The organism is Planococcus sp. 11815, assembly GCF_051096385.1.
Lineage (GTDB): Bacteria > Bacillota > Bacilli > Bacillales_A > Planococcaceae > Planococcus > Planococcus citreus.
On the sequence record NZ_CP096991.1, the window covers coordinates 1,725,780 to 1,750,527 of the forward strand.

The window sequence follows — 24,748 nt, forward strand, 5'->3', positions numbered from 1 at the left end:
AAAGGCTGCCTTCGGGCGGCCTTTTTATTTTGAGAAGAAATCCCCACAAAGGATCTCGCAAGCTGCGAGAAAAACAGCTTCAGGGCCTTGTGCTTTTTGATCGCAAGGCATGTCCTGTATACTAGAGGAGAGGTGAAGGAAAATGTACATAAGCGAAAAAGAAATTGAGATCCGCTACGCGGAAACTGACCAGATGGGTGTCGTCTATCACGCCAATTACTTGATCTGGCTCGAGCTCGGACGCACCCAATTGATCGAGGATCTCGGGTTTACGTATGCGGGCATGGAATCGCAAGGATTCTTGTCCCCGGTGACGGACATCTCCATCCAATACAAAGCAGCGCTGCGCTACGGGCAGAAAGCGCGCGTCAAGACCTGGGTGGAGTCTCACGGCCGCTTGCGGACGACATATGGCTACGAAGTGCTCCACGAGGATGGCACACTGGCTGCAAAAGCGACGTCAGAGCATGTCGTGGTGAAAAAAGACAGCTTCCGTCCTGTTCCGCTGGCGAAAGTGGCCCCTGAATGGGATGCCAAATACAAGGAAGTGGTGAGGGAGGCAGAAGATGGCATTCGGAATCCGACGACCTGAATTGGAGCGCTGGAAACAGGATGTGCAAGACGGCCAGATCTCTTTTCTTACCCATTACTGGGTAGACCACCGATTCCCCGGCTGCAGCACAGTCACGAAAGTGGGCTGCAGTGACATCGATAAACTTGCCGACTGGGGCAGCCGCTACGGCTTAAGGCGTGAATGGCTGGACTTGCGCAATGACTATCCGCATTTCGACTTATTCGGCGACCGGCAAGCGGAAATCCTGGAGGCGGAAGGCCGCTTGGATCAATTGAATCGATTAATCAAAAACGAAAATGAATAGATTTGAATAAAAAAAAGAAGCATGACGCAACTTTGCGTCATGCTTCTTTTTGTTCGTATGAATAACTTAATTCACCCAATTCGTCATCAACGGTGACGTGCAGGTCGTGTTCGTCGAAATACCAATGGTCGGCTTCTTCTATAAAGTACAGCACGTCTCCTTCTTCGAGGCGGACCACCGCTTCGTAAGGACTATCTTTCGTGACGCCTAGCGAAAAGCCCGGCTGCAAACCAGCGCCTCCGTAGCGGACGAAAAACCGCACCGCTTCACCGGCCTCGACTTCCATTTCGTTATGGAACCAATCTCGTGCATCTTTGCTCAAATGGATCTCCATGCAAACACGTCCTTTCGGGTTCTACCACTTGATCTTCGGTTCGGTGCCTGCGCGTATACGCGCAATGTTCGCGCGATGCCGGTAAATGATGAACGTGGCGAGTGTGAAAATGACAGCCATGAACAGGTAATCACCGGTATTGATCGTGTAGAAGATCGTGTAGATAACCGAGACGACAGCCAAGATGATTGACGACAAGGATACCATCTTGGTGATCTTCAACGCAATCAACAAGACCGCGACGGCCAGTAAAAACAACGGCCATTGATACCCAAGCAAAATCCCGCCGGATGTGGCCACCGCTTTGCCGCCTTTAAAGCGCGCAAACAGCGGGAACATGTGGCCGATGACCGCGACGACGCCGAGAATCAGCGGGTGGACATCGGTCACCATGACGAGCGGCAGCAGCGTCGCGGCGGTGCCTTTTAAAATATCCAGGATGGTGACGACAAAACCCGCTTTCGGCCCGAGCACGCGGAAGGTGTTGGTCGCCCCTAAATTGCCGCTGCCCTTCGTCCGAATGTCCGTATTGTAAAAAAGTTTTCCGATCCATAGCGCTGAAGGGATGGATCCGAGTAAATAAGCGATAATTACCGGAAGCAAAATGTCCATGATTGACTCCTTTGACGTACACTGTTTTCTTTTCTACAGTTTACCATGACCGAAGACACAGAAACAATAGATGGCGGATTATTCAACAAACGGCCCACTTTCATGTATGATAGACTAAAAGGACAGGTGATTTTGTTGAAAAACCCAGACCGCACAGAAATCAAAGAAGTGCTCGACACGGCTAAAACCATTGCGGTGGTAGGCTTGAGCCCGAACCCGATGAGAACCTCGTATATGGTATCCAAAGCGATGCAAGACGCCGGCTACCGCATCATCCCGGTCAATCCGATGGCGGATGAAGTGCTGGGGGAGAAAAGCTACGCGGCGCTTACGGACATTCCGGAACCGGTCGACATCGTCAATGTATTCCGCCGCAGCGAATTTTTGCCGGCCATTGCCGAAGATTTTCTTAAGATCGAAGCCCCGGTGTTTTGGACGCAGCTGAACGTCGTTGATGAAGAGGTCTTCAACCGCCTCCACGCCGCCGGGCATACGGTCATCATGGACCGTTGCATCAAAGTCGAACATGCCATCCTGAAATAGCAGTTTTCACGAAGGGCGCCTAGCGCTCTTTTTCTATGAACATTGACAGGAATGCCTGGAATGGCATACGATTAAAAGAAGAGAGTATACGAACAAATGTTTGTTGGAGGGAAATAGATGGCTAAAACGAACAGCAATGCATACAACGAAGAAGCGATCCAAGTTCTAGAAGGGCTGGATGCTGTACGCAAACGCCCAGGGATGTACATCGGTTCGACCGATGCCCGCGGGCTTCACCACTTGGTCTACGAAATCGTCGACAATTCCGTCGATGAAGCGCTTGCGGGATTTGGCGACCGCATCACGGTGACCATTCACGAAGACAATAGCATCAGCGTGCGCGATTATGGCCGCGGCATGCCCACCGGAATGCACAGAAGCGGCAAACCGACACCGGAAGTCATTTTGACGGTGCTCCATGCCGGCGGGAAATTCGGCCAGGGCGGCTACAAGACGAGCGGCGGGCTTCACGGCGTCGGCGCATCTGTCGTCAATGCCTTGTCGAGTTTTTTGGAAGTGACGATCCACCGCGACGGGCGCAAATACCGCCAGCGTTTTGAAAACGGCGGCAAACCCGTCACGACTTTGGAAGAGATCGGCAAAACGAAAGAATCGGGCACCTTGATCCACTTTCTGCCGGACGAAAGCATCTTTAGCGTATCCAAATACAATTACGACACGCTGAGCGAACGCTTGCGTGAATCCGCGTTCCTCATGAAAGGCATGAACATCGAGTTGATCGATGAGCGCAGCCAAACCGGCGAGAGCTTCTTTTATGAAACCGGTATCAAAGCCTTCGTCGAATACTTGAACGAAGAAAAAGACGTGCTCCACAAAGTGGCGTATATGGAAGGGCAGAGCGACAGCCTCGAAGTCGAATTCGCGTTCCAGTTTAACGACGGCTATTCCGAAACGATCCTGTCGTTCGTCAACAACGTCCGCACACGCGACGGCGGGACGCACGAAACCGGCGCAAAAGCGGCAATGACCCGCGTATTCAACGATTACGCACGCAAAATCAATTTATTGAAAGATAAAGACAAGAACTTAGAGGGCTCCGACATCCGCGAAGGCTTAGCGGCCATCGTCTCGGTGCGCATCCCGGAAGCGTTGCTGCAATTTGAAGGCCAGACCAAGAGCAAACTCGGCACAAGCGAAGCCCGCGGTGCCGTTGATGCGGTGATCTCCCAGCAATTGATGTATTTCCTCGAGGAGAACGCCGAACACAGTGCATCACTCGTCCGCAAAGCAATACGGGCGTCTCAGGCGCGTCTCGCCGCACGAAAAGCGCGGGAAGATGCCCGAAATGGCAAAAAACGCAAGAAGTCCGATACTTTATTGTCCGGCAAATTGACGCCGGCGCAGTCGCGCAACGCCAAAAAGAACGAATTGTACCTAGTCGAGGGCGACTCGGCCGGCGGTTCGGCCAAGCAAGGCCGCGACCGGACATTCCAGGCGATCTTGCCGCTGCGCGGAAAAGTCGTCAATACCGAAAAAGCGAAACTGGAAGAAATCATGAAAAACGAAGAAATCGCCACCATCATCCACGCGATCGGCGGCGGCGTGTCTTCCGACTTCTCCGTAGACGACATCGCTTACAACAAAGTCATCATCATGACCGATGCCGATACCGACGGCGCGCATATCCAAGTGCTGCTGTTGACGTTCTTCTACCGCTACATGAAGCCGCTCATCGAAGCGGGTAAAGTATTTATCGCGCTGCCGCCGCTCTATAAAGTGTCCAAAGGCGTCGGCAAAAAAGAAGTCGTCGATTACGCCTGGACCGAAGCGGATCTTGACGAGTCGATCAAAAAAATCGGCAAAGGCTATATGCTCCAGCGCTATAAAGGTCTCGGGGAAATGAACGCCGACCAATTGTGGGAGACGACGATGAACCCGGAATCGCGCACCTTGATCCGTGTGACGATCGAAGACGGCGCGCGCGCCGAACGCCGCATCACGACTTTGATGGGCGATAAAGTCGAACCGCGCCGCAAATGGATCGAAAACAATGTCGACTTCGGTTTGGAAGACGACAGCAATATTCTAGAAAATGATTTGATTCACGCTGAGGAGGAACTCGTATGACACAAACCGAACGTTTCCAAGATCTGCCCTTAGAAGAAGTCATCGGCGATCGGTTTGGCCGCTATAGTAAATACATCATTCAGGACCGCGCGCTGCCGGATGCCCGCGACGGGCTCAAACCGGTACAGCGCCGCATCCTCTATGCCATGCACCACGAAGGTAATACCAACGACAAAGCGTTCCGGAAATCCGCCAAGACGGTCGGGAACGTCATCGGCAACTATCATCCGCACGGCGATAGCTCCGTTTACGAAGCGATGGTGCGGCTCAGCCAGGACTGGAAAATCCGCCACATGCTCGTGGAAATGCACGGCAACAACGGCTCGATGGACGGGGATTCCCCGGCCGCGATGCGTTACACGGAAGCCCGGCTTTCCGCGATTTCCGGCGAATTGTTAAGAGACATCGAAAAACGCACCGTCGAATTCATCCCGAACTTCGATGATGTGGACGTCGAACCGACCGTCCTCCCGGCGCGTTTCCCGAACTTGCTCGTCAACGGCTCGACTGGGATCTCTGCTGGGTATGCAACCGACATCCCGCCGCATGCGCTGCACGAAGCACTCGATGCTGTCCTCATGCGCATCGACAAGCCGGATGCGACAATCGATGAATTGATGACCGTCATCAAAGGCCCGGATTTCCCGACCGGCGGCATCATCCAAGGCGTCGAAGGCATCAAAAAAGCCTATGAAACGGGACGTGGCAAAATCGTCGTCCGTTCGAAAGCGGCCATTGAACCGCTCAAGGGCGGCAAAGAACAGATCGTCATTACGGAAATCCCGTTTGAAGTGAACAAAGCGAGCCTCATCAAGAAAATCGATGACCACCGCTTCGACCGCAAACTCGACGGCATTTCCGAAGTGCGCGATGAATCCGACCGCACGGGCCTTCGCATCGTCATCGAATTGAAAAAAGAAGTGCAGGCAGCCGGCATCTTGAACTATTTGTACAAAAACACCGACCTGCAGATCAGCTACAACTTCAATATGGTGGCAATCCATCACCGCCGCCCGACGATGATGACCTTGCCGACGATGCTCGATGCCTATATCGAACACCAAAAAGAAGTCGTGACGAAACGCTCGGAATTCGACTTGCAAAAAGCGAGCGACCGCATGCACATCGTTGAAGGCTTGATCAAAGCATTGTCGATCCTCGATAAAGTGATCAAAACGATTCGTGCCTCCAAAGACAAACGCGACGCGAAAAACAATTTGATCGCGAAATTCGAGTTTTCGGAAGCGCAGGCAGAAGCGATTGTCTCCTTGCAGCTTTACCGACTGACGAATACCGATATCACCGAGCTCGAAAAAGAAGAGGAAAGCTTGCGCAAATTAATTGCCGAGCTGACTGGCATCTTGACGAGTGCGACGAAATTGAAAAACGTCATCAAAAAGGAATTGCAGGCGATCCGCAAGAAATTCGCGGAACCGCGGCGCTCTGAAATCGAAGAAAAGATCGAAGAATTGACCATTACGCGTGAAATCATGATTCCAAGTGAAGAAGTGATTGTTACCGTGACGAAAGAAGGCTATGTCAAACGGACGAGCACCCGCTCCCATGCGGCTTCGAACGGCAAGGATTTTGCCATGAAAGACAGCGACCACCTGTTGTTCGAAGGCAATCTCAATACGCAGCATACGGTGTTGATCTTCACGACCGGCGGGAATTTCGTGTTCCAGCCCGTCAATGAACTGCCGGACATTAAATGGAAGGACCTCGGCCAGCATTTGTCGAGCATTGTCACGCTCGATTCCAACGAATCGGTGCTCGCGGTGTTCCCGTTCGAAGATTTTGAACAGGATGCGACCATTTTGACTGTCTCCAAATTCGGCCAAGTGAAGCGTTCGGCGCTAAAAGACTACCACGTGCAGCGCTATTCACGCGCCATCAAGACGATGAACCTGAAAAAAGACGACGACATGATATTCGCAGGGCTCGCGACGAACGAAACCGAATTGTTCCTGGCGACGAAAATGGCGTACGGCGTCCGCTTCCCGCTTGAAGAAGTGCCTGTAACAGGGCTTCGGACTGCCGGCGTCAAAGGGCTCAACTTGAAAGAAGGCGACGAAGCGGTGTCTGCGGTCATGATCGACGCGGAACAGCAGCCAGATCTCGTGCTCGCGACGCAGCGCGGAGCCGCCAAAAAGATGAAACTTAGTGAATTTGAAAGCGGCAGCCGCGCCAAACGCGGCGTCATCATGCTGCGGGAATTGAAATCCAATCCTCACCGCGTGGTTGCAGTCATCGGCACGACCGGCAAAGAAGAGATTCTGCTCGAAACCGCCAAAGGCTTGCGCATCTCGATTGCGCCTGGCCGCCTGAAAGCGGTCGACCGCTATTCCAACGGGTCGTTTATCGTAGACGAAGCAACAGACGGCGCCGTCACGGCAGCTTACTTAGTGCCCGCTACTGAATAATTTTGAAAGGCGTTGAATGAATAATTCATTCAACGCCTTTTTTGTTGTAGGTTTATCCATTCATTGAAAAATGCTGAAATAATTACTGAATAATGTATTGAATTCATTCTTTTTAACCGCACCAAAGCCCAGATGAATCACCAAAAAGGAGGCGTGTATATGACGATACTGGAAACCGAACGGCTGTGGTTGAAGCCTTATCAAGCGAATATGGCAGATAGCGTTTACGCCGTAATTAAAAAACGCGAAATTGCCGATACGATGCTGATGATCCCGCATCCGTATCCAAGAAAGCAGCTCGATGGCTGGCTCGACTATGTCCAAAAAAGCTTTGACATCGGCCAATCCTTTGAATACGCGGTCTTTACGAAAGACCAGCCCGCACGCTATATCGGCAATTGCGGATTGGTCGCCGTGTCAAAAGCCCATCACTCGGGCGAAATCGGTTATTTTATTGATTCCGCCGAGTGGGGACAGGGCTATGCGACAGAAGCATGCCGAAAAATGCTGGACCAGGCCTTCACCGAACACGGCCTGAACCGCGTATTCGGCCGCTGCCTCGTGCGCAACCCTGCCTCGAGGCGAGTGCTTGAGAAGGCGGGCATGGCCTTTGAGGGCCGTTTCAAACAGGAGTTTTTCATGAACGGTGCCTATGAAGACATCGATTATTTGGCGCTGCTGAAACAAGACTACGGTGCGCAGAAACAAGACATGCCATTTTGAATGCCGCCGCTCCTCTCGAATTGGTTAGTAGCTGATGGGAAATGGATTAGCTCGTCGTGAAAGAAATTGTGCTATAACACAAAATGTGTATTGTTTAATTTTTCCGCCAATTCCGAAACTTCCGTTGACAGCCCCTGTCCGGCTTTCTATACTTGATATATAACAGTTGGACACAAGAGACACGAGAGGGGTTTTCGAAATGATCGTACCATTGACACCGCTGGACTGGAAACGACGCGCGGTAAAGTATTACCCGGAGAAAGTAGCCGTGATCGACGGAGACAAGCGTTTCACGTACAAGGAGTTTGCCCGCCGCTCCGACCAGTTGGGGATTGCCCTACATAATGCAGGCATCAAGGAGAAAGACCATGTTGCCGTGATGCTGCCGAATACCCATTATATGCTCGAAGCGTTCTATGGCATCCCGCCGCTCGGAGCGGTCATCGTGCCGCTCAATTACCGTTTGTCTGCCAAAGACTTGGGCTATATCATCAAACACAGCGACGCGAAGATGCTGATCGTCGATGCGGAATACGCCAAGATCATTGAAGACATTCAAGGCGACTTGTCGATTGAGAAATACATTATCGTGCCGGCTGAAGGGCATGAGACAAGTCTTGCGGGCGTCGGCTACGAGGAATTTATCGGAGCGGTCACAGACGATGAACAATTGCCAAACGTCGAACTCGACGAGAACCAGATGCTGTCGCTCAATTACACGAGTGGCACGACCTCAAATCCAAAAGGCGTCATGCAGACGCACCGGACGAATTATTTGAACGGCGCGAACTTCCTGCATCATTTGGAGATCAAATTTGACGATGTTTATTTGCATACTTTGCCGATGTTCCACACGAACGGATGGGGCGGTGTCTGGGCGATCACAGCAGCAGGGGCCACACATGTGTGCTTGCGCAAAGTCGACCCGCCGCTGATTCTCGATCTGTTTGAAAGCCATGGCATCACCTCACTATGTGGCGCGCCGACGGTCGTCAATATGCTGGTCAATGAACCGAAAGCCAAACAGATCGAATTGAAGACCAAAATCCGCATGGGCACGGCCGGTGCGCCGCCTGCTGCGGCACTCATCGCCAAGGCCCAACAAACGCTCGGCCTCAACATGATGCACGTTTACGGGCTGACCGAGACTTCGCCATTCATTTTGTATTGCGAATGGAAAAACGAGTTCGACACGCTGGATGCCGATCAACAAGCGAGCATCAAGGCGCGCCAAGGCATTGAACTGGCCTTTAACGGCGAAACGAAAGTCGTCAACCAGGAAGACGGCCGGGAAGTCGCCTGGAACGGCAAGGAGCTCGGGGAAATCATCACCCGCGGCAATGTCGTCATGGCAGGCTATTACAAAGATCCTGAAAAAACCGCGGAAGCGATCCGCGACGGCTGGTTCTATACCGGTGACCTCGCCGTGACGCATCCGGACGGGTTTATCGAAATCCAAGACCGCATCAAAGACATGATCATCTCCGGCGGTGAAAACATTTCGTCCACCGAAATCGAAGGCGTGCTCTATAAGCATCCGGCGATCGCAGAAGTGGCGGTCATTGCCGTACCGGACGAGAAATGGGGCGAAGTGCCAAAAGCGATCATCGTCTTGCACAAAGGCGCAGAAGTAACCGAGCAGGAAATCCTCGACTACACGCGGGAGCACATGTCGCGCTTCAAAGTACCGAAATCGGTCGACTTCGTGGAAGCCTTGCCGAAGACGGCAACCGGCAAGCTGCAGAAGTTCCAATTGCGTGAAATGTATTGGGGCGGCGGCAAGAAAGTCAATTAAGGCATCTAAAAAAGCGAGAACTCCTCAACCGGGAGCTCTCGCTTTTTTTAATGGGGCATATTCTTTTTCGGGCTGCGTTTACGGATCAACGCAATCAATAGCAAAATCACCAAGCAGAGGCCGAGTGTGCTATACAACAGGGAGCGCGGCAGCCACAACACCAGCCCGAACGCGACCGCAATTTCAATGGCCACTGCCGGCAATTTCCCGAGCGAACTCGCCGCGAAAAAAGCGTGCGCCGAAATCCGTGTCAAGGCAGCGCCTGCCGTGACGGCACCGGATGGGACAAATGGCAAGATGCGCAGCGCCAACACTGCCCACCAAATGCTTACAGGGGATTGATTGCGGAAAAACCGGAGCCAGGAACGCTGTTGCCACGCATCCGGGATATGTTTCGCCCCGTAGCGGTACAGCCAAAACCCGAACAGCGCGCCGATCATCTCCCCGCTGATGGACAATGCACTGCCGCCGATCAAACCGAAGCGGTCGAGGTTGATTGGGGTGATGAGAATGCTCGGGATGAACCCAAGCGTGCCGATGGCGATATTGGCGATTAACAATAAGACGAATTCCAAAAAGCGCAGCAGTCCTTCCATTAGCGCGTCACCTCATTATTTACGGACAAGAAAGAGGTGCTCATCGCTTGGCCTCGAGGTTTTTCCGCTGCTCGCGAAACCGTTTCGGCGTGCTGCCGCTATGGCGTGTAAAAGCAGCGTGAAACTATGTCGCGCTCTTATAGCCGCAGAGCCCGGCAATGTCCGAAACCGATTGCTCTGAAGCCAGGAGCAGCTGCCTGGCGCGCTCCATGCGGCAGCTGATGACAAATTGCAGCGGCGTCTGGCCGACCGACTCCTTGAAATGGCGGCTGAAATGGAATTTGCTGAGGCCGGAAGCGGCAGCGATGGATTCAAGTGAAAAGGGTAAGTGGCAAGTTTCTTCCATTTGGTGCAAAATGCGTGCCGTTTTGGAAGAAGCCGCCGTTTGAATCGGGGCGCTTGGTGGTTTGGCTGCAGCATACAACCAGTTCAGCAAAAGCTGCACTTGTCTTGACGAAGCAGGGCTCACTTGTTGCAATTCACGGTTCAGTTCGTCCATCACGGATGCGAGAAAAGCAGGATGCGCAGGATAAGTGAAACAGATCGTGTCATTTGCTGACTCAAGGGGATGCGTAACCAGCAGTCTTTGATAGCGCTGTTCACTGCTTGAAGCAAAAGACAGTGCGTGCCATTGGCCAGGAGGAATCAGCGCAAGTGCTCCTGTTTCAAGTGTCAAGCATTCAGCGTTTGCGGTGATTTCGAGTTCACCTGACTCCACCCACAGCCATTCTGCCAGTTGCTGGTGGCGGTGGAGCGGGATATGCACGGACTGTCCGGTCGCGACGGTCTTCGATTCAATAGCATGCAATTCAAAATCACGGGTCATGTTCAGCCAACTTTCAGGGAAAGAATATGTTTATTATAGCAAGAAACAAGAAAAAGAACGGAAAATTTTCGGGGGATATACCGAAATCCGCTCCATGAACCGCAAGAATTGATAATCCGGGTGAATTTCATTTAATAGACTGGCCCATTTTCTAAAAAAGCAAGTCATGTTGCGTCCCGTTTCGCTTCATGCCCATAAAAAAGAGGCTTCCGATGAACGGAAACCTATATAAAAAGCAAGTTGTAAATGTCTAGCACACCGAATCGTTGGATTTCGGGACGGACAGGCCGAACAAGGGCCGCAAGTACAAGGCGAAGAACGTACCGGCGAGTGCGAGAATGCCCCAGATATAGCCATGGAGGCTAAATGAAGCGATGCCGCCGAAGTATGCGCCGATGTTGCAGCCGAACGCAAGACGCGCCCCGTAGCCCATCAGCAAGCCGCCGACAACGGATGCCCAGAAATTGCCCATCGTGATTTTGGTGAACTTGAACAAGCCACCAGCTGCTGAAGCGAGAAAGGCACCAAGGATGACCCCGAAGTTCAACACGGTCGTGGAGTCGGCAAAAATGGACGATTCGAGCATCGCTGCGTTCGCCCCTTGCCAGTAGCCCCAGCTTGCGACGTCCACGCCGAAGAATTCAGCAATTTTCGAGCCCCATAACGCGAATGCCGACGTGATGCCCCAAGGCGTTCCGCGCGTCATTAAGGTCAATGCGTTCAATACCGCAAGTGCGATCGCTGCGGCGAACAACGGCCAAGACCCGCGGAAAATGCGTTTCCATCCCGTAGTAGTCGGAAGCGGCGCCATTTTCGGTGCGCGTTTCTTTTTCTCGATAATTAAGGTGATCCAGGCGATGAGCCCGAATAACGTAATTGACACGAGCCATGCGCCGCCGTAGCCAAGCCCTGTAGACGTGGCCAGTGACACCGGTTCAAAAGCCGGCAAATCTTCTGTCCAAAACGGCAAGTGATACGCGCCGATGGTCGTTCCGATAATAAAGAATAATAGCGTAATAAACATGACCGAACGCCCACCGCCGATCGCATACAGCGTACCGGAAGCACAGCCGCCGCCGAGCTGCATGCCGATGCCGAAAATAAACGACCCGACCACTAAGCTCACACCGATCGGGGAGACGTAGCCTGATACACCGGTGCCGAAGAACGAATAGCCATACGCCAGAATCGGCGCGAACAAAGTCACGGCCACCGCCAGCATGAGCATATGCGAGCGCATCGCCTGGCCATTGCCGACCGACATGAAGCGGCGGAACGCAGAAGTAAAGCCGAACCGTGCATGGAATAAGGTATAGCCGAGCAACAGCCCGATGCCAAGCAGCACGGTTTGTGCGATATGCTGCGTGGCGAGTAAATACACCGTCAACAACGCCGCGACCGCAATACCTCCGGCAATCAAGGCTTTCTGCGGTGCGTTCAAGGCGGTCGTGTCGCGGTAGACGGGATCGTTCACTTCATTGACGGGTTGGACCCGTGTGCTAGTCGTCATATAAAACATCCTTTTCTGAGTGATATAGTAGGGAATAAAACATTATATTATAGGAGCGTTTCGGGAAAGTCAACGGAGCGGCTCGCATCCAGCAGGTGGTCACGAGGTTTGCTCGATACGGGCCAGGGAATAGAAAGATAAGTCGAACTGCGGACCTAGACTGGTACTGGAGAAGAAATATGAACATACTTATTAGAAGTTGTTCGATGATCCTGTCAATTGTTGTTTTAGGAACGAAAGCGAGGTGAAGCACCGTGGACAATCGGTTGTGGATCAATTTGCCGGTGAAGGATTTGCAGGCAGCCCAGGCCTTTTATGAACAAGCCGGATTTTTGCTGCCCAAAGCGGATGCCAGCAATGCCCAGCAGGCGGCGTTTTATTTAGAGGGCCAGCAACTCTATGTAATGCTGTTTCCTGAAGAAAGCTTTGAAGCTTTTACGCAGCAAGCAATCGCCGATACATCGATCGGTTCTGAGGTATTGTTTTCATTGTCGGCGAAAACCCGCGAAGAAGTCGATAACTTCATGTTTCGCATCGAACAGGCAGGCGGCACCGTCTTTGCACCTCCGGGTGAACGAAACGGCATGTACGGAGCGGGGTTTTCGGATGTTGACGGACATCGCTGGAACTTTCTAGTGATGGATGTTTAATTCGTACTATTCATAATGATGTAAACCGGAAGCGCCTCCTCGTGTGCGGTTCCGGTTTTTGCTGTGGGATGGAATTTAGCTGCAAATGAATAGCGGCAGATTTTAAAGAAAGGGAGGTAAATGAAACGGAATTGCGGTACGATGGATGAATAGACTAAAAGTTTTGACTAATTCTGGATGAGTTTTATCATGCAGCTAGGAGCGGGTGTCCTGTGAACAATAAATTCCTTTTCGCGTTTCTCGTCATCGTCACCACCAGTTTGATGGGTTCTTCGTTTGCGGTCGGCAAAATCGGCCTCGAACACGTCTCGCCGTTGCTGTTGGTCGGGATCCGTTTTACGATTGCGGGCATCTTGATGGCCACATTTGTCAAACTGTTCAAGCGCAAGCACCCACGGCAGCGTTCCGAATGGCTGCACATTCTCGTCATCGGCTTTTTCCAGACCGCTGGCGTCATGGGTTGTATTTTCCTGAGCCTTCGGACGATCACGGCCGGGGAATCCGCCATTCTGACGTTCACCAATCCTTTATTGGTGGTGATTTTTGGCACAGTCGCTCTCGGCATCCGCTACCGCATCGTTCAATGGGGAGGGGTGCTGCTTGGATTTTTCGGTGTCTTCATTACGATGGGCAGCCAAGTGAACTTGGAAGTCGGCACCTTGTTCGGCTTTGGCAGCGCTGTTTCCTGGGCAATTGGCACGTTGTTGATCAAGCATTGGGGCATTCGGCTCGATACGTGGGTGCTGACGGCGTATCAAATGCTGTTTGGCGGTTTGATTTTGCTGATCGCAAGCAGCTTATTGGAAACCCAGCGACTGGCTATCAATACTGAATCGCTGTTCATCATTTTTTGGCTGGCAATTCCGGCGTCGATCATCCAGTTTGCGATTTGGTTTTTCCTGCTGCAAAACGGCAATCCAGGGAAAGTAAGTGCCTTTTTATTCCTGGCACCATTTTTTGGTGTCATATCGGGATGGCTTGTTTTAGGGGAGCAAGTCGGGGTGTCGCTGATCATTGGCGGCACGTTGATCTTTACAGGCATATTCTTGGTGAATTGGCCGGAAAAGCGGCAGGAAGCGGCAATTCCTGGAAAAGCCATATGAAGGAGTACGATAGCGGATTTATGCGAATAACAGATGCTGTGGATCGATAACAGGCGGCAACCAAATCGAAACTGCAGCTAGGAGTTAGCCGGAGCGGTTTATGGCAACTGAAAACCGATGGAACCAAAAGACACTGAAGGATTACGGAAATACAGAGATGCATAAATGAACCGCGGATTCATCAGCAGGCTGACGACTTACGAGTCGAATTGATTTGCGAGAAGCTGACAATCAATTAAACCCAAACCGGAACGGCTGATCAACAGCTGAACCGGTTTGGGTTTTTAAAATTCGTATATCATTTTAATGAACACAGCGTACTTAGATAAAAACCGATAAAATCATTCAAACAAACGAATCGCTCAGCGAATGGAAAAACAGTCGGTTTCACTGTAAATCTCGGTTTCGTCTCACTATTATGAGTATACTTATTAAATGAAACACAACTTCCTATAATTTATATTATGTAAACTAAAATTTAAAAAAGGTTTAACGAGTGTTCAATCGGTCTCCCTCGTCCGTATCTAGTGTTGCCTGAAACTGGTTTGAGTTTATATCAAATTCTCGTTCTGCACTCCGGATTTCTCTCGATGTACTTTCTCGGTTTGTGTCTTCCCCAAACGCTGCAACGAATCCAAAATGCCCTGCAAGCTCCAGCCGTATTCGATTAGTTCGTATTCGAACTTGGTTGCAGACGATTCGATTTATGACTTCATCAGCTTCAAGTTCACGCAATTGCTGCGTCATCATCTTCTGTGTGATTTTGGCATCAAAGCCAAAGTTCACTCGTTCTTTTCGTGCCGTGCGTCAAATGATAGAGAATCACCTTTTTCCATTTGCCGCCAATCACTTCCAGCGTGGCTTCCACTGAAATTGTCTCCTTTGCTTCAGCAAGTCCCTAGCTTTGCAGCTGGAACCGTTACAATCGTTCTCTTCGGGTATGGCATCGCCATTGCAGCTGGCAATACAATTGGCGGGAAATTGGCCAATCGCAACCCTATTCGGGCATTATTCTATATGTTCTTGATTCAAGCTGTCATCTTGCTCATTTTGTCGTTTACAGCCCCTTTCAAAATCGCCGGTTTGATCACCATTTTCTTGATGGGCTTATTCGCGTTTATGAACGTTCCAGGCCTTCAAGTCTATGTGGTCATGCTCGCTGAGCGTTACGTGCCGAGCGCTGTAGACACAGCTTCTGCCATCAATATCGCTGCCTTTAATGCGGGCATCGCCATTGGAGCGGTGCTTGGCGGATCTGTAGCAGATTCGATTGGCCTGATCCATACGCCTTTGATCGGTGCGGTTATGGTCTTTGGCGCAGTGTTGCTGAGTGCCTGGAGCCGCAGCTTGGAGCAAGGTACTGAGCGAAAAGCTTCAGCTGTTGTCCGGAAATCCGCCACGACGTAAAAGAGTTCATCCATTCCATAAAAAACCCCATCCCAGAAGCAATTCTGGGATGGGGTTTTTCGCTTTATTTTCATTAGACAAATACGATTCAACAGTTATTTGTACTGATTGCTGCGTTTCATGTCCCGAATGGCTTGAATCGACAACCTAACGAGCAAAATGACGCATAAGAACAGCCCTCCATATGCGGCGGTATTCAAATAAATCGCGTACACCGTATCGATGAATTGGGCGATGGCCAATAAGGCAGCCGAGATAAACCCGAATGTAATCCCCGACATCAACAAGACAAACCTGGAGAATAACTGCATGACGAACCCCGAGTTGTGCTTATCGGAAAACACGTCGTGGTGCAAAATGATCTTGCCGCCTTCTACGCGCCGGATCAATTGATCGATGCGTTTCGGCAATTTGGCGACTTCCGGCAAAATCAACACTAATTCCTCTTCGATCCGTTCTTTTGTTGCGAGCGGCTGTTTGAATGGTTTTTTCAACACAGATGTCTTGTATTCTTTCGCAAAGCTTTTCGCTTCCGTGAACATGTCGAATTTCGGGTCAATGGTGTGCAAAGTGCTGTCTAGGCTGATCAACGACCTGAGCGCGATTCCAACGGACGGATAAAACGCCAAGCCGAATTCACGGGTGACATCAAATAAGGAATGGATCAATTCTGCGGTCGGTATGCGGTCGACATAGGAAATCTTTAATAAAATTTCCCCGATGGCTTGTTCAAATTTCGCCCCGTCGAGCTTCTCGCCATTTTCCACCAGCTTTCTGACGGCATCATGGACGATGCTTGCATCGTTTTGCTGGATGCCGATGATGAAATGATTGAGCGCTTCTTGCTGAGGCGCTGTCAAGCGACCGACCGAACCGAAATCAAGCAAAATCGGTTGGCCGTCCGTTTCATCAATAAAGATGTTGCCAGGGTGCGGATCGGCGTGGAATATGCCCGAAAACAGCATTTGTTCCAGAAATGAAAATAGCACCGTGCGCCCGAATTTTTTCGGCTCGACAGCAAAGTGACGAAACACCGCATCTCCTTTGGAAATGCTTTTGCCTCGGAAATACTGCATGACGATAATCGTTGAGTTGCTGTATTCCCTATAGACTTTCGGGATCTTGACTTGATTTTTGCTGTCTTCTAGGGCATTGCTCACTTGGATCATATTGCGCATTTCGATTTCAAAGTCAATTTCCTCGCGCAAACCATTGGCGAAGCCGACCGCCAGTTCACGGAATCCGATGTTCTGCGCCCATGTGGATTTGCTGGACACCCACTCGGCAAATTCCACTAAAATGTCCAAATCATCCCGCATGATGGCGCTCACTTCCGGGCGCTGCATCTTGATGATGACTTCTTCATTGGTCTTGCGCAGCACGCCCCGGTGAATCTGGCCGATCGATGCTGAGGCGAGTGGTTCTTTCTCGAGTTTGGAAAACACTTCTTCAATGGGCTGTGTCATGGATTTTCTCAGGATTTCGGTCACTTGTTCTTTCGGCAAGGCTTTAACATTTTGTTGCAGCTGGCTCAGTTCCTCGATGAAGACCGGTGCGAACAAATCCGTCCGCGTCGACAATACTTGGCCGAATTTGATGAACACGCCCCCGGCTTCTTCAAGCGTCCTGCGGAAAGCGACCGCAAGCTCCCGGTTGTTTTCGCGATGCCGCGCATACTTCAAGGTGCTGGAAATGCCGTTCTTGACTGCAATCTCCAGTACTTTGCTTAAGCGTTTCTGGCGTCTCCAACGGCTGCGCAGCCTTTTCCAGATAAATTTGCGGTTCGTGATGCGTTCACCGCGGTCGCCAAGTTCGATCGGGTCGAATAATTCGAGGATCAAGTAAAACAGCATCGAAATCATCAACATGCTGCCGATCCAAATGACGGTGCTGGTATCTGTCAACATCGTCGCGAATGCATCATCCATGAATTCGGTATAACGTAAATAGGAATACCAATACACAAATGTTGTCAAGACAATCCCTAACACAACAGATAATATCCGTTTTGTGAAATTCACTTTCGACCCCATCAAACGGCCGCTGACGAAATAGATGAAAATGGCGATGACCAGCATTTCTGCAATCATCCGTACATATATGACCATTCGCGGACTCCTTTCCCTGCGCCACTAAACCTGCAATGAATTATCGGTTCGTCTTTTGTTGGAACAAAACTATTGTCCGTCTATATAAGTAGTTTCGAGGTATCGTCAAGCCCTTCCTGCTTTTTATCCTCAATGAATGGATTTTGATTGTTGGCGGTTTTTTTCTTTTTTACGTTAAACCTTATGTAGTTAATTACATTTATATTTTTTATTCGTCCATTTCCTCTTCAAACCAGGCTTTTTTAGCTTTCACGTTCGGCTCGTTCCTTGACCCTGTTCATAAAATTCAACACGGTATTCCGTGCCGCCTTTTTGCTGCCTGCCAAAAGCATCATCTTCCCTGTGACGCTCATCCCTTTGTTTTGCCCTTCATAAATAAAACGCGTGCTTTGTGATGACTCTTTTTCCAAACTGAACGCATAGCGCACTTTGAACATGTGCCCCATCTCAAAAGCCGTCTCCCGGTATTTTCTGTCGGGTTCATCCACATAGGATAAAGTTTCAACAATATAGCGCTGCTGCTGTTTGCCCTCTGTATACACTTGCGCGTGTTTAGCGCCTGTGGCATTATTCTCCCCTTCGAGCAGGTCATGCGATTCCACTTTTGGCATAATGCGCTGGATTTGCTCGTCCTGGAACAATCCCCAAACCCTTTCGATCGGTGCATTGATAATCATTTGCTCTTTCCATTTGACCATTTTTCTCATCCTTTCATGAACTCTTTTCTACAATTCCCGTAAACACTTACTGCTGCCCTTTGATTCCGTTACAATGGAAACAGCAAAACGATTATGGAGTGATTTGATGAGAACCTCAACGATTCTGTTTATTTTTATACTGGTGATGCATCTATTGACCGTCCTCAACACCTTATTGTTCGGCGGCAATTTAAATGATCTTGTGTTCTGGTTCAATTCCGCCTTATTTATGGCGGCGCTGGCTGTGTTTGTTTACCGTCGCGGCATATTCGATGCCAAGGAAGCGCCTCCGTCCGAACCTGCCAAAAAACGCAAATGATTTGGTGCCATCAGCAATTCATCGATACCCTGTAAAACACCGCCTGAAATGGGCGGTGTTTTTCCATTCAATTCTTTTCATATGACTGAAGAATTTCTTCACATTTACCGGATAGCACGCCCGACCCAGCGAAGCCTTGCAGCAAGCCTTTGACAGTCAAGTTCGTGAATTTATGGCCCAAGCCTGCTGCCTGCTGTTCAAAAGCCTTTATGTCGCCGCTATAGCCGCGGATCAATTGAGTGAATTCCTGGAGTTCAGCTTTTGATAAATCATGCACCACAATGGCTTCATGGATAGTCGGCTCACGCATTTTATCTTCCAATGCATCCCCAAGCAACGCCAATAAAGTCCGGTTGTGAAACTTTAGTTTTTCAATTTCCTGATGCAAGCTTTTCAGTTCAATTTGTTCCATGCGTCAAGCTCCTTTTAGCTTTTTGCAATCACTTTGCCTTCGCATCCAACACTTCAAGATGGTCAATGAAGTTATATTTTTGGATCTCCCAGCGCTCGCTGGCATACGCCAAGTGGTTCATGCCCCCATTTTGCAAACGGGCTTCACCGTCGTATTCCCCGTGCGCCAATTGTTCAAGGATGGCATTGATGACGCCTCCGTGTGCCACGACGAGCACACGTTGGTTCCCGAAGCGTTCATTGAGCTGAGAAAGCCCGCTCGACAGCCTGCCGTGGAATTCTTGTGGCTGTTCCTGGCCAGGGTAATTTTTGTCGGGATACAAGCCGTAACGCTCCTCTGCTGTCATGCCTTCTGCTTTGCCAAAATGCTTTTCCTGGAACTCTTCCATTTCAAATACCGGCAAACGCATCGTTTCATTGATGATCGCCGCGGTCTGCTTCGCGCGCTTGAGCGGGCTCGTCACGATGACGTCCCACGCTTCTCCCGTCAGGTGAGATCCACACGCGCGTGCTTGCTGCTTTCCTGTCTCGTTCAGCGGCACATCCGTCGTCCCTTGGATGCGGCCGATTTTATTCCATTCTGTTTCTCCGTGCCGAATCAGGCAGATAATCGTCATCGTACTCTACTTCCCTTCCGTTGCTAATTGATTCATTACTGCTAGCCATCAATCTTCGCGTTGTTTTGTTTTGCGTTGTTTGCTCCAGCGCCAGAACATGATCGCTTCCCCGATTACCACACCGATTGCGCCTGCCGCGACCAATGTCGATGTATCCGGGTCATCGTTGATCAAAAATGCAATGACGATGCCCAAGACAAGCCCGCTCAGTAAAACGGCATATGCATTTTTGCGTGATTTCAGATAATCCACTGTCTCGCACCCTTTCTTGTTGCTATTATTCCATCTTGCCGAAGTTTTCCTGAGAACGCAAGAATTGTCAGCACCCACTTGCATGTACTTCTCTCTTATCTTGTAGGCTTGTTTTTTTTATTATTGAATTTCCTTATGTAGCTTAATACATGTTAATTAAACTAAAAGAAATTAAAAAAATAGAGCCCTTTTCGGCTCTATTTCGTTTCAACCACAAACGATGTCATTTTTGTTATTTGCGGCTCACCGTCTCCTTGCCATTCATAAAAATCGCAATAGCAGTATTTGCGTTCCCGATCATTGCCACCTTTGGCAGTCATAACGCCTTTTACCGCACCTTCCTGCCCTGCCGCAATGACGGTGTCGACCTCGAACGCCATCTGTGTATAATCCTGCATCCCAAAAGCCGCATCCACTAATGCCTGCCTTCCCTTTAAGGGCATCGTTCCGACCATGATCCATTCCACATCGTCCGAAACATGCTGTTCAATGAATTCTTTCTTGCCGTTGAAAAAAGCATCATTGAAATCCCTTAAAAAGTCGGTGGTGCTGCTCGTCTTCATTTTTTTCCCTCCCCTTACGAAAGTCAGGCTCTTTTTCTTCAAACTCGCACCTATTTATCCGAATATTCAACTTATTTACAGTTTACTCTCTTTGCTGCATCCTGCCTAGTCTATTGTTTCCGATTTCCCCTGTTTCTGTTCTTCAAGCTTGGTTTTTTCATTGCTTGTCTCCCTTAAATGGTTATAATGGAAAAATGCATTGTTACACTAAGCACTGAGAGGATACATTCATATGGCCAAAAAACAATTTTTCATTACCGCAGAAGAAGGCTTGCATGCGCGTCCCGCTGCAGCACTTGTCAGTGAAGCGAACCGCTTCCAATCAGAACTATCGCTCGAATTCAAAAACCGGACTGTCAACTTGAAATCCATACTCGGCGTCATGGGGCTTGGGATTCCGACCCGCTCCGACATCACGATCCATGCGGATGGACCGGATGAACAAGAAGCAATTGCCGGCACATCCGCCCTGTTGTTTGAAAAAGGCATGATCGATGCCGATCAATGAACACTTTTGGCTTTAAAGAGAACTATCGCTTGCTGTTTCCTCTCCATCAAAAAATGCCATCCGGTGATAGACCGGATGGCATTTTTTCATTTATGCAGCTGCCGTAATATTTTTCTTCAACAAGCCGACGAGGATCGCTGTTACAAACGAACCAGCGAGGATAGCGATCAAATACATCAAGATGCTTGCCATTCCCCCATCCACTAAGCCGATGACGAAGACGCCGCCGTGTGGTGCACGAAGCCCGATATCAAACAGCATGACCAGTGCTCCGGTTGTAGCCGCCCCTGCGATGGCCGACGGGATGACCCGGGCCGGATCGGCTGCAGCAAACGGGATGACGCCTTCAGTGATGAAGCTCGCGCCAAGAACATATGCCGTCTTGCCCGCTTCACGTTCTGGCTTGGTGAATTTCTTCTTGAACATCGTCGTTGCAATGGCCAGTCCAAGCGGTGGGACCATGCCCGCTGCCATGACCGTCGCCATGAAATTGAAGTTCTGTGCATCAAGCATGGCGATGCCGAATGTATAAGCGGCTTTGTTGACCGGTCCGCCCATATCGACTGCCATCATGCCGCCAAGGAGAAGTCCGACGAGAACCAGGTTGGTGCCGCCAAGGCTTTCAAGGAAAGCGGAGATTCCAGTATATATTTGAGTCAAAGGAGGGTTGATGAGCATCATGATGACCCCAGTGATCAGAATGCTGAATACCGGATAGAACAACACCGGTTTCAATCCTTCCAAGCTTTGCGGAATGCCCGAGAACACTTTCTTCACGAGCAGCGTTACGTAACCGGCAAGGAAACCAGCGATCAAACCGCCGAGGAAACCGGAACCGCCGCTAGCTTCTTCAACGCCTGTGACCGTGATTGCAAGCAAGCCGCCGATCATCCCTGGAGCAAAACCTGGACGGTCAGCGATGCTCATCGCGATGAATCCGGCAAGGACAGGAACCATTAAGAAGAACGCCGTGCCGCCGCCGATGGTTGACAGCATCGCAGCAAATTCATTGTATTGCGGGCTATCCGGATCTGCCGCGTTGATGCCAAAGAAGAACGATAGGGCAATCAAGATCCCGCCGCCGACAACGAATGGCAGCATGTTCGAAACGCCGTTCATCAAATGCTTATAGAATCCGGATTTCGGTTCTGTGCCGGCATCTGCGTCTTTTGTGCGGTCATGCTTATAAACAGGCGCATCTTGTGCAAGTGCGCGGTCCAATAATTGGTCCGTTTCATAGATTGCTTTGCCGACTTGCGTCTGGATGACGTGCTTGCCATCGAATCTCGCCATTTCGACTTTCGTATCGGCTGCGACGATGATGGCATCCGCTTCAGCGATTTCTGCATCGGTCAAGCGGTTTTTCACGCCGCTCGATCCGTTCGTTTCCACTTTCAAGTTGATGCCGCGCTCTTTCGCACGCCCGTTAAGCTTCTCAGCCGCCATATAGGTATGTGCGATGCCTGTCGGGCAAGCCGTAACAGCCAGGATCTTGCCGCCTGCAGCGGGTTCTGCTGTGCCGGCAACCGTTGCACTGTCATCTGCTTGTTCCGGCCCATCCACTTCCGCTTCTTTCGCAGAGACGATATCGAGCACTTGCTGTTTCGACTCGGCTTCCAAGATATTGACGCGGAATTTCTCATCCATCAGGAAAGTCGCCAGGCGTGATAAAGCTTCCAGGTGATCATCATTTGCCCCGGCTGTTGCCGCGATCATGAAAAACAGCTGTGCAGGCTGTCCGTCCAGCGATTCGAAGTCAATGCCGTCAAAAGAACGGCCGAACGCAATGGCAGGTGTTTTGACCGCTTCGGATTTTGCGTGGGGAATGGCAATTGTATCACCGATCCCCGTCGTGCTTTGTTCTTCGCGCGCCAGGATATCTTTCGTGAATTGCTTTTTGTCGTTCAATTTCCCGGCCCGGTCCAGTTGCCCAGCCAGTTCGTCCAATACTTCCCGTTTGGAACCGGCTTTCAGATCCAGAATGATGGTGTTTTCCGTCAATAATTGTGTAATTCTCATTTTGTCACATCCTTTTCTTCGAATGGGGTTACGGTCACTTCTGGGAGCAATTGTTCCACATCTGCCTGCTCGCATAAATCGGTCCGAAAAGCAGTGGCGCTTCCGCTGGCGACGCCGTATTGGAACGCTCTCTCAGGGTCTTGATGCTGAATATAGGAAGCGATGAATCCAGATACCAAGGAATCTCCCGAGCCGACGGTGTTGACGACTTTGCCTTTTGGCACTTGGGCTGTATAGCGATATTCACGGGAAGCATAGATGGCTCCCGCCCCGCCCATGGAGACGACGACATGCTGGACGCCTCTTTCCACCAGCCGGCTGGCATAATGGAAAGCTTGTGCTTGGGTAGTGATTTCGACTCCGAACATCTCTCCCAGTTCATGCTCATTCGGTTTAATGAGGAAAGGCTTCGTGTCCAGTAATTCCTTCAGCGCAGGGCCGGACGTATCGAGCACGAAATGAATGCCCCGCTCCTGGCAACTGTCTGCCAGGTCCTTGAAGAATTGGGTCGGCACCGATGACGGCAAACTGCCCGCCAAGACGAACCAATCGCCTTGTGCCATAACGGCAATTTTTTCTTTCAGTTGTTCCAGCTGCGCTTCCTTTAGCACCGGGCCAGGCCCATTCAATTCAGTTTCTTGGTCGGTCTTGATTTTGACATTGATCCGCGTAATAGCACCGGTGTCGATAAAATCGGTCTCGATGCCTTCTGCGTCCAGGAACTCTTCAATAAAGCGCCCTGTAAAACCACCAGCGTATCCGAGCGCCCGGCTTTTTAGGCCCAAACGGCTGAGTACGCGCGAAACATTGATGCCTTTGCCGCCGGGGTAATAATACACTTCATCCGAACGGTTCAAGGCGCCGCTTTCAAAATGCGTTAAATACGCTGTGTAATCAATGGATGGTGCGAATGTGCATGTGTAGATCATTGTGTCACCACCTTAATAGTCGTTTGTCGTTCGATTTCTTCCAATGCCTCATCCGTCAAGCCGTCGATGATGAGTGCAGACCGGCTTAAGTCGAAGATATGCGCAAAACTGACTTTGCCGTATTTTGATTGGTCCGCAAGCACGTAACAGCTTCTGGATAATTCCCCGGCCCTTCGTTTGACGGCCGCTTCTTCGGGGTCCGGTGTCGTGAAGCCATGGTCCGGGTGGATCCCGTTGACGCCGAGAAAGCTTTTATCGAAACGGTAATTCTCCAGCGATTGGGTGGCCTGCGGACCAACTAAAGCACCCGTGCGCGACTTGATGAATCCGCCCGTCAAATAGGAAGTGATCCCATGCTCGATCAAGGCTTCCAGGTGGCTCAAGCCATTGGTGACAACGGTTACATCTTTATCTGTTAAAAAAGGGATCATTTGCGCCGTCGTCGTGCCTGCATCCAGGAACAGCGAATCGCCTGTCTTGACGAGCGAGGCCGCATAGCGCGCAACCAGCTGTTTTTCCTTGAGGTTCTTTGCCGCTTTATCCGACAGACTCGGTTCCGGCACATTCGGGGCGATTCGGCTGGCGCCGCCAAAAACGCGTTCCAGCTTCTGCAATTCCTCAAGTTCCGTCAAGTCCCGGCGAATGGTGGATTCGGAAGCCGCGGTCAATTCAACCAACTCCTGGATTTTGATGCTCTGCTTTTCTTTTAAAAGGTTTAAAATCAATTGATGCCGCTCCGTCGTCAGCATTCCTTCACCTTCTTTTCTTTTCTGATTAAATAGATAATACTTGAAATCGTTTTCAAAATCAATCATAATCATTCATAAGCAGTCAAA

At 50.5% G+C, this 24,748-nt stretch carries 25 protein-coding genes and 2 pseudogenes; 12 read left to right on the forward strand and 15 right to left on the reverse strand.

Translation table 11 applies throughout. The annotated features are described in order from the left end of the window. Positions 1–142: 142 nt before the first annotated feature. Positions 143–592 (forward strand): acyl-CoA thioesterase, encoded by a 450-nt coding sequence (locus tag M1Q06_RS08790; RefSeq protein WP_434399346.1) that lies wholly within the window; start codon positions 143–145, stop codon positions 590–592. After that, entirely contained in the window at positions 567–878 is a 312-nt protein-coding gene (locus tag M1Q06_RS08795; protein ID WP_121299692.1) for a hypothetical protein, read from the forward strand. The genes M1Q06_RS08790 and M1Q06_RS08795 overlap by 26 nt, the downstream gene beginning before the upstream one ends. Positions 879–915: 37 nt before the next feature. On the opposite strand, the gene M1Q06_RS08800 is transcribed toward M1Q06_RS08795, so the two are convergent. Continuing rightward, on the reverse strand, positions 916–1,212 hold the full coding sequence (locus M1Q06_RS08800) for a HesB/YadR/YfhF family protein (RefSeq protein ID WP_274625220.1): 297 nt from the start codon (positions 1,210–1,212) through the stop codon (positions 916–918). Positions 1,213–1,233: 21 nt separating this feature from the next. Then, a complete protein-coding gene (gene plsY / locus M1Q06_RS08805; RefSeq protein ID WP_434399349.1) occupies positions 1,234–1,824 on the reverse strand; it encodes a glycerol-3-phosphate 1-O-acyltransferase PlsY in 591 nt (196 codons plus the stop codon). 129 nt (positions 1,825–1,953) lie between these two features. On the opposite strand from plsY, the gene M1Q06_RS08810 reads away from it, so the two are divergent. From M1Q06_RS08810 to M1Q06_RS08830, 5 genes are all read left to right on the forward strand, one after another. Beyond that, on the forward strand, positions 1,954–2,367 hold the full coding sequence (locus tag M1Q06_RS08810) for a CoA-binding protein (RefSeq protein ID WP_121300268.1): 414 nt from the start codon (positions 1,954–1,956) through the stop codon (positions 2,365–2,367). Positions 2,368–2,484: 117 nt separating this feature from the next. After that, a complete protein-coding gene (gene parE, locus M1Q06_RS08815) occupies positions 2,485–4,455 on the forward strand; it encodes a DNA topoisomerase IV subunit B (RefSeq protein WP_101190344.1) in 1,971 nt (656 codons plus the stop codon). Continuing rightward, complete coding sequence (gene parC, locus M1Q06_RS08820) at positions 4,452–6,878, forward strand: DNA topoisomerase IV subunit A (RefSeq protein WP_434399351.1); 2,427 nt, start codon at positions 4,452–4,454, stop codon at positions 6,876–6,878. Before parE ends, parC begins: the two co-directional genes overlap by 4 nt. Positions 6,879–7,037: 159 nt before the next feature. Continuing rightward, on the forward strand, positions 7,038–7,601 hold the full coding sequence (locus M1Q06_RS08825; protein ID WP_434399353.1) for a GNAT family N-acetyltransferase: 564 nt from the start codon (positions 7,038–7,040) through the stop codon (positions 7,599–7,601). Positions 7,602–7,800: 199 nt separating this feature from the next. Continuing rightward, on the forward strand, positions 7,801–9,396 hold the full coding sequence (locus M1Q06_RS08830) for a long-chain-fatty-acid--CoA ligase (protein ID WP_121299682.1): 1,596 nt from the start codon (positions 7,801–7,803) through the stop codon (positions 9,394–9,396). 47 nt (positions 9,397–9,443) lie between these two features. Here the strand turns inward: M1Q06_RS08830 and M1Q06_RS08835 are convergent, their stop codons facing one another. The 3 genes from M1Q06_RS08835 to M1Q06_RS08845 form a co-directional block, all read right to left on the reverse strand. Continuing rightward, positions 9,444–9,992 (reverse strand): TVP38/TMEM64 family protein, encoded by a 549-nt coding sequence (locus tag M1Q06_RS08835; protein ID WP_434399356.1) that lies wholly within the window; start codon positions 9,990–9,992, stop codon positions 9,444–9,446. Positions 9,993–10,116: 124 nt separating this feature from the next. After that, positions 10,117–10,818 carry a helix-turn-helix domain-containing protein gene (locus tag M1Q06_RS08840; protein WP_434399358.1) on the reverse strand — a complete coding sequence of 234 codons (702 nt, stop codon included), beginning with the start codon at positions 10,816–10,818 and terminating at the stop codon, positions 10,117–10,119. A gap of 250 nt (positions 10,819–11,068) precedes the next feature. Continuing rightward, entirely contained in the window at positions 11,069–12,328 is a 1,260-nt protein-coding gene (locus M1Q06_RS08845; protein ID WP_434399360.1) for a YeeE/YedE family protein, read from the reverse strand. 254 nt (positions 12,329–12,582) lie between these two features. Here M1Q06_RS08845 and M1Q06_RS08850 point away from each other — a divergent pair, with 254 nt between their 5' ends. Next, complete coding sequence (locus tag M1Q06_RS08850) at positions 12,583–12,978, forward strand: VOC family protein (RefSeq protein WP_434399362.1); 396 nt, start codon at positions 12,583–12,585, stop codon at positions 12,976–12,978. Between the two features lie 212 nt (positions 12,979–13,190). Then, positions 13,191–14,081 (forward strand): DMT family transporter, encoded by an 891-nt coding sequence (locus M1Q06_RS08855; RefSeq protein ID WP_434399364.1) that lies wholly within the window; start codon positions 13,191–13,193, stop codon positions 14,079–14,081. A 551-nt stretch (positions 14,082–14,632) separates the two neighbouring features. Here the strand turns inward: M1Q06_RS08855 and M1Q06_RS08860 are convergent. Beyond that, positions 14,633–14,955 (reverse strand): annotated as a pseudogene (locus tag M1Q06_RS08860) (winged helix-turn-helix transcriptional regulator). Here M1Q06_RS08860 and M1Q06_RS08865 point away from each other — a divergent pair. Beyond that, positions 14,955–15,488, forward strand: a pseudogene (locus M1Q06_RS08865) (MFS transporter); the annotation flags it as partial. The pseudogenes M1Q06_RS08860 and M1Q06_RS08865 sit on opposite strands and share 1 nt — an antisense overlap. A 95-nt stretch (positions 15,489–15,583) precedes the next feature. Here the strand turns inward: M1Q06_RS08865 and M1Q06_RS08870 are convergent. Together M1Q06_RS08870 and M1Q06_RS08875 are read right to left on the reverse strand one after the other, a co-directional pair. Beyond that, a complete protein-coding gene (locus M1Q06_RS08870) occupies positions 15,584–17,596 on the reverse strand; it encodes an ABC1 kinase family protein (protein WP_434399366.1) in 2,013 nt (670 codons plus the stop codon). A 242-nt stretch (positions 17,597–17,838) separates the two neighbouring features. After that, entirely contained in the window at positions 17,839–18,294 is a 456-nt protein-coding gene (locus tag M1Q06_RS08875) for an SRPBCC family protein (RefSeq protein WP_121299667.1), read from the reverse strand. A 106-nt stretch (positions 18,295–18,400) separates the two neighbouring features. Between M1Q06_RS08875 and M1Q06_RS08880 the strand changes: the two genes are divergently transcribed. Beyond that, positions 18,401–18,613 carry a hypothetical protein gene (locus tag M1Q06_RS08880; protein WP_434399369.1) on the forward strand — a complete coding sequence of 71 codons (213 nt, stop codon included), beginning with the start codon at positions 18,401–18,403 and terminating at the stop codon, positions 18,611–18,613. Between the two features lie 67 nt (positions 18,614–18,680). Here M1Q06_RS08880 and M1Q06_RS08885 read toward each other — a convergent pair whose 3' ends face one another. From M1Q06_RS08885 to M1Q06_RS08900, 4 genes are all read right to left on the reverse strand, one after another. Further along, positions 18,681–19,025 (reverse strand): hypothetical protein, encoded by a 345-nt coding sequence (locus M1Q06_RS08885; protein WP_434399371.1) that lies wholly within the window; start codon positions 19,023–19,025, stop codon positions 18,681–18,683. A gap of 28 nt (positions 19,026–19,053) precedes the next feature. Further along, positions 19,054–19,641, reverse strand: a complete 588-nt coding sequence (locus tag M1Q06_RS08890; RefSeq protein ID WP_434399373.1) for a histidine phosphatase family protein — start codon at positions 19,639–19,641, stop codon at positions 19,054–19,056. A 48-nt stretch (positions 19,642–19,689) separates the two neighbouring features. Continuing rightward, on the reverse strand, positions 19,690–19,893 hold the full coding sequence (locus M1Q06_RS08895) for a hypothetical protein (protein ID WP_434399375.1): 204 nt from the start codon (positions 19,891–19,893) through the stop codon (positions 19,690–19,692). 197 nt (positions 19,894–20,090) lie between these two features. Then, the gene (locus M1Q06_RS08900) at positions 20,091–20,456 is read right to left on the reverse strand and encodes a nuclear transport factor 2 family protein (protein ID WP_434399377.1); all 366 of its coding nucleotides are present in this window, start codon (positions 20,454–20,456) and stop codon (positions 20,091–20,093) included. A 232-nt stretch (positions 20,457–20,688) separates the two neighbouring features. Here M1Q06_RS08900 and M1Q06_RS08905 point away from each other — a divergent pair, with 232 nt between their 5' ends. Then, complete coding sequence (locus M1Q06_RS08905; RefSeq protein ID WP_121299657.1) at positions 20,689–20,964, forward strand: HPr family phosphocarrier protein; 276 nt, start codon at positions 20,689–20,691, stop codon at positions 20,962–20,964. 90 nt (positions 20,965–21,054) lie between these two features. Here the strand turns inward: M1Q06_RS08905 and M1Q06_RS08910 are convergent, their stop codons facing one another. The 3 genes from M1Q06_RS08910 to M1Q06_RS08920 are packed head-to-tail and all read right to left on the reverse strand — an operon-like array spanning position 21,055 to position 24,661. Continuing rightward, positions 21,055–22,983: a PTS fructose transporter subunit IIABC gene (locus M1Q06_RS08910; RefSeq protein WP_434399380.1), complete on the reverse strand. Its 1,929-nt coding sequence runs from the start codon at positions 22,981–22,983 to the stop codon at positions 21,055–21,057. Then, a complete protein-coding gene (gene pfkB, locus M1Q06_RS08915) occupies positions 22,980–23,912 on the reverse strand; it encodes a 1-phosphofructokinase (RefSeq protein ID WP_434399382.1) in 933 nt (310 codons plus the stop codon). Before pfkB ends, M1Q06_RS08910 begins: the two co-directional genes overlap by 4 nt. Further along, the gene (locus M1Q06_RS08920) at positions 23,909–24,661 is read right to left on the reverse strand and encodes a DeoR/GlpR family DNA-binding transcription regulator (protein ID WP_434399384.1); all 753 of its coding nucleotides are present in this window, start codon (positions 24,659–24,661) and stop codon (positions 23,909–23,911) included. Before M1Q06_RS08920 ends, pfkB begins: the two co-directional genes overlap by 4 nt. Positions 24,662–24,748: the final 87 nt, after the last annotated feature.